5 protein-coding genes are annotated in these 5,449 nt (G+C 61.3%); 3 read left to right on the top strand and 2 right to left on the bottom strand.

The genetic code is table 11. From position 1 onward, the window contains the following. Together EOA38_RS26740 and EOA38_RS26730 are read left to right on the top strand one after the other, a co-directional pair. The coding region (locus tag EOA38_RS26740) for an adenylate/guanylate cyclase domain-containing protein (RefSeq protein ID WP_127300646.1) at positions 1 to 1,954 on the top strand (1,954 nt) is incomplete at its 5' end. Between the two features lie 809 nt (positions 1,955 to 2,763). Then, the gene (locus EOA38_RS26730) at positions 2,764 to 3,438 is read left to right on the top strand and encodes a peroxiredoxin-like family protein (RefSeq protein ID WP_126094378.1); all 675 of its coding nucleotides are present in this window, start codon (positions 2,764 to 2,766) and stop codon (positions 3,436 to 3,438) included. Between the two features lie 373 nt (positions 3,439 to 3,811). Here EOA38_RS26730 and EOA38_RS26725 read toward each other — a convergent pair whose 3' ends face one another. Both EOA38_RS26725 and EOA38_RS26720 read right to left on the bottom strand, forming a co-directional pair. After that, entirely contained in the window at positions 3,812 to 4,312 is a 501-nt protein-coding gene (locus EOA38_RS26725) for a GFA family protein (RefSeq protein WP_127300645.1), read from the bottom strand. Positions 4,313 to 4,525: 213 nt separating this feature from the next. Then, the gene (locus EOA38_RS26720; RefSeq protein ID WP_127300644.1) at positions 4,526 to 4,711 is read right to left on the bottom strand and encodes a hypothetical protein; all 186 of its coding nucleotides are present in this window, start codon (positions 4,709 to 4,711) and stop codon (positions 4,526 to 4,528) included. A gap of 90 nt (positions 4,712 to 4,801) precedes the next feature. On the opposite strand from EOA38_RS26720, the gene EOA38_RS26715 reads away from it, so the two are divergent. Then, positions 4,802 to 5,449, top strand: a 648-nt coding sequence (locus EOA38_RS26715) for a PLDc N-terminal domain-containing protein (protein ID WP_189434916.1), incomplete at its 3' end; no start/stop codon positions are given.

Below are 5,449 nucleotides of genomic sequence, written 5' to 3'. Positions count from 1 at the left end.
ATGGCGGGCGGTCGCGGCCGATAGGTCGCTGTCGCCCGATCGACGCGCAGGGGCAATGGCCGACATGGTCCAGGCGACTGCGGCTTACATCCCCCAGCAGAAGGCGCAGTTGGATATCTCGGCAGTCAACGACGCGCTGGTCAAGGCCGCGACCGCGCCAACGCGAGGCGACCTGGCGTTGATTCTGTTTCCGCTGCGCCGCTCGCTTGCCGCCCTGGAAACGGCTTCCTCGGAGATCGACCAAAAGCTGCAGGCCCGTTTCCGCCAGCGGGTGGACGAGTTCAAGGCACTAGCCGATGGTGAGAACAGCATCCCGAAGGCTCGGGAGGAGGAGCTTGCGGTCCTCGCGCAGGGCGAAAAGCTTCTGGCCGAAAACAATCGGCTGTCGCGCAGTCTCACCGCTGCCGTCGACCGTCTTGTCGCAGCAGCGGATCGCGAGATCACTGCCTCCGGTCGCGAAGCCGCACTCGTCCAGCGCTACGGCACCGGAGTTGTCCTCGGCTCTGCCTTTCTCAGCCTGTTGAGCTCGGTTCTGGTCGTCTGGCTCTATGTCGACCGCAGCCTTCTCGCCCGTCTGGGAGCGGTGAGCCAGGGGATGCTCGCGATCGCGGGCGGCGATCTTCGTGCGCCGCTGCCGGCCGCGGGCAGCGACGAAATCGGGCGCATGGCCGAGGCACTGAGCCTCTTCCGGGATACCGCCGTCGAGGTCGAGGAAAAGAACCTGCGCGACGTTGCAGAAGCGCGTCAGCGGCTGGTCGATGCCATCGAAAGCATTTCCGAAGGTTTCGCTCTCTATGACAGAGAGGACCGGCTTGTCCTTAGCAACAGCCGCTACCGCGAACTGCTATACGCCGGTCTGGAGGCCGAGCTAAGCCCTGGCACGGCATTCGAGGAGATCATTCGCCGATCCGCCGAGCGCGGCTACATCAGGGATGCCGAGGGGCGGGTCGATGAGTGGGTTGCCGAGCGCCTGTGGCGGCACCGCAACCCTGGCGAACCATGGGTGCAGCGGCGGGGCGACGGACGATGGATCATGATAAGCGAGCGGCGGATCAGCGCCGGCGGCACGGTCGCCGTCTATTCGGACATCACCGAGCTGAAGCAAAGGGAGGAGAACCTCGCCGAGAAGTCCGCTGCCCTAGAGGCGCTTTCCAGCAAGCTCGCCAAATATCTGGCGCCGCAAGTGTACAGCTCGATATTCACTGGCCGCCAAGACGTTAGAATCGCCAGTCAGCGCAAGAAGCTGACCATATGCTTCTCCGACATCGCCGGCTTTACCGAGACCACCGACAAGATGGAGTCCGAGGATCTCACCCAGCTCCTCAATCACTACCTGACGGAAATGTCGAAAATCGCGTCGGATCATGGTGCCACGATCGACAAGTACGTCGGCGACGCGATCCTGATGTTTTTCGGCGACCCTGAGACGCGCGGCGTCAAGGAGGACGCGCTGGCTTGCGTACAGATGGCGCTTGCCATGCAAAAGCGGATCAGCGAGCTTACCGAAGTCTGGCGGGACATGGGGATCGAAACACCGCTGCGCTGCCGCATCGGCATCCATACCGACTACTGCACCGTCGGTAACTTCGGCAGCGAGGACCGGATGGACTACACGATAATCGGCGGCGCCGTGAATCTCGCCTCGCGCCTGGAACAGGAGGCGGCACCGGGGGCCATCCTCATTTCCTACGAGACGTTTGCGCAAGTCAAGGACACGATCGATTGCGAGGAGATGGGGCACGTCCAGGTCAAGGGGATCGCCTATCCCGTCGCCACCTACCGCGTCATCGATCTGAAGGCCAATCTAGCGGGCGCTTGTCGCGCCGTTCGAACCGAGCTGCCGCACTTCAGGCTGGAACTTGAACCGGAGCTGATGTCCGCCGACGAGCGTGGCGGTGCCGCCACTGCACTTCAAGATGCGCTGGATCGGCTTTCCCACAAGCCCGGGCAGTAGGGCTTGGAGGAGAAGAGCAAATGTCCGTGGACGCGGGACCGAGAAAAGTGGACGCCGAATATGCGATTGAGTACCTCCAGGAGCATCCGGAAGCCGGGCTTTGCTGCGAGGATCAACGCTGCTGGATTACGCCGAACGCAAACGAGACCGATCAGCGGATCCTAGTTCTTGATGTGGTTGAGGCTGACCGGCTCAAAGATGATCCTCGCCTTCGACTCGTGTCCGGAATCGCGCATGCGGGACGGTCGCTCTGGGTCGTTCGGAGAATGACATAATTACTTACAGCCCTCACCCAGGCTGGCGTCTGCAGTCACGATTGGTGCATCATGGTACCAACAAATGCCTGCGAGGTCGGCCGACGGACGAGCTTTTCCAGTTCGGGTCCCCATTTCTCTCGACGACGCGCTGTGGGATGAGCCCTCCGCGCCCCGGTGGCGATCGTTGCTCCCGTCGTCTGTCATGTCCGCCCACACATCTCTTTCGCAATTCGGCGACCATTTTCAGTCACGAGGCGCAACCCCTGTCAGACTTGACGACAGCCTCAGCGAAGTCGCGCACATCCAGACCTTGGCGCACCTGGCTATCACAAAGCCTGCCCGGCTCGTGAAACACCGTCTGGTGAAAGCGTTGCCCTCCGTAAGAACTAGCGTCCGCCCTCTCCGTGCTATAAATTGACTATCGACGCCGACCTCGACGCCGTCCTAAGGCCGACCGCCATTTCAGCATGCCCAAGGACGTATGTGCCGCACATGGGCTCAAGCCACCCGCCCGCACATCCGTTGTGGATTGACCCGCGAGGAGGGATCAGCATGTCAGAACGTCTCAACACAGGCCCGCTGCAACCTGGCGAAACGGCGCCCAATGTCGTGCTCGACGCGATTACCCGGGAGGGCAAGATCGCCATCGACGATTTCCGAGGCGAGAGACCGGTGCTGGTTGGGCTGTACCGGGGTCTCCATTGTCCTTTTTGCAGGCGCCATATCGCCATGCTTTCGCAACTCACCCCAGCCCTCAACGAAAAGGGCATCGAAAGCCTCACAGTGGTCAACACACCTATCGAGCGGGCGCGCCTCTACCTCCGGTACCATCCGATGCTCGGCCTCCTCGCGGCATCCGATCCGGAGCGGACTTCACACCGTGCCTTTGGATTGCCGAATATGCAGATCACCGAAGACGAGAGCGCATGGCCGCAAAAGGTTTCGATGAGCGATGTGAAGTCGATACGGGTCGACTTGCCGGGCGAGATGCCGGAACCGATGGATCCGTTTGCGGCGCTCGAATATCTGAACAAGAAGGACAGCTACGATATCACGGAAGCGGATCAACAGATGATGGCCACAGGCATTGGGCAGCTCGTCGGTCAGTTCTTGCTGGACCGCGATGGCGTCGTTCGCTGGACTTCCAACGAGGTGCTCGATGGCGGCCTATTCGGTGCCCCGAACACTCAGGAGTTGATGTCGGCAGCGTCGCAAATCGGAAGGTAAGGTGCAGCTTCGGCAGTGGGGCTAGGCGGAGAATTACGCGAAGTTTGCGGCCCTATGTACCTCTCTTGATGGCGGCTTTCCACCTTGCGCCATGGCTAAGACTGTCGGCCGGGCGAGGATGAGTTTTGACAAGCTGTACAAGCCCAACGCCCACTACATGCCACTAGCGTCGTTCACTACCGATGTCGAATGACCGCAAAAGGCCGGGAGCTGACGGGCTGCTTCGAGGCACGAATTAGCTACAGAGCAGACCTTCAGGCACCCTGCGTGCATCATCTTGAAGTAAGCCGTTGCTGTCGCTGGTTTTCCGGCACGACGGCTTTTCGGAATAGCGGCAATGGACAGCGCGCACCGGCAACCGCCGGAATAGGACTCAGCCATCACGCTCCCTCATCGCCCATGAGGTGGTATCGTGATCGGGGTGCCGGTTGTTACTCTCCTTGATCGCCGCGGCCCAATCGGCTCCGTTGTTTTCGGTCGCACCGGTATTTTCTATGCCCGTGATCGTATCGAACCATGCCACCATGTTCTCGGTGCAGGTATTGGCAAGCGGCGGGAAGGCGTGCGGATCGTCAAGCGAACCAATCATCAGGTTGGTGCGACCGTTTTCGAGGTGGTGGAAGAACAATGGCGTGCCGCAATTGGCGCAGAAGCCGCGCTCGACAAGCTCCGAGCTCTCCCAGACGCTCGGCTTGCCGCGTGTCCAGGTGAGCGCCTCATCGGGCGCGGCGACGAGCGCGGCAAAGATGTTGCCCGAGGCTTTCTGGCACATGCGGCAATGGCAGAGATGCGAGTTGTCGAGCATAGCGCTTGCGTGGTAGCGCACGGCACCGCACTGGCAGCCGCCGCTCATCTCCATCTCGATGCGTTTCATTTTTTCTCCTCCTTCAAGAGGCGGGTTTGGGCTTAATCTCTTTTAGGTATTCGTCTTTGATAGTCCAGCCTCCAAGAGCGGATCTAATTCTGGTGTTAGTGGGTGTGGTTTGTCAGCCCAAAAGAATGGACCCGATCATGCCTTCCCGACCGTCTGCCAATAACTTCCGCTTCAACCGCCGGTTAAGCGGTGGCCGAGGCTCGCAGAGACTGTTCAGTAGGTCCGCAGCCGCGAAGTTCCGGTGCGGGCGCTGGCGAAGTCCGCTTTTGGAAGTTGATCAACGTGGCTTCGACGTCCGATATTGCGGCGCGAGCTGACGTTCGCGTCTTGAGAGATGATGATCATCATCGGCTTCAGGTCAAAGCCGACGATCAGCTCACGGACGGTGTTGGTTGTCATTCGCCCCGGTCATCCCGCTAAGTACTTGTTTTCGTCCCGCACTCACCTGCCGCATTGCCATCCGCTCGTCCCCGCTCGATAGTCGGGGCGATGTTGCAGGCGATTGCGAGTCACTGGTCCACGCTTATCCTCGCCCTCTCCCTGGCGATGGCGGCGGTCGGCATCGTCCATGCCATCATGACGAAGGAAGACGTGCGCGCCGCCACCGGCTGGGTGGGCGTGATGCTCTTGTCGCCCTTCCTCGGCGCGATCATCTACGCCATTGCCGGCATCAACCGCATCCGCCGCGCGACGATCAGCGCCTTGCGGCCGGTCGCCGGCGAGGCAGCCGAGGCAAGGCACGACCGCCACGTGGCCATGGAAGCCTTGATCGACGCTCATTACGGCCAGCACTTCATCGGGCTGAAGACGCTGGGCGACAGGGTGGCGCGGCGGCCGCTCACCCCGGGGAACACGATCGCCGTGCTCGCAACCGGCGACGAGGCCTATGCGGCGATGTGCCGGGCAATCGACGACGCGCAAAAGAGCGTGCTTCTCGAAACCTACATCTTCGACAATGACGCGGTCGGGCAGATGTTCGTCCAGTCGCTCTCCGGCGCGGCCAAACGCGGCGTCACGGTGCGCGTGCTGATCGATGCCGTCGGCGTGCGCTATTCGGTGCCCAGCATCCTGAAGCAGCTCAAAGAGGCCGACATCACGGCAGACCTCTTCAACGGCAACATCGTCATGGGCTTGAGA

The sequence above is a fragment of the Mesorhizobium sp. M1E.F.Ca.ET.041.01.1.1 genome (genome assembly GCF_003997355.1).
Classification (GTDB): domain Bacteria; phylum Pseudomonadota; class Alphaproteobacteria; order Rhizobiales; family Rhizobiaceae; genus Mesorhizobium.
Note: the sequence above shows the minus strand (reverse complement) of the source record. Positions and strands in the feature narration are given on the sequence as shown.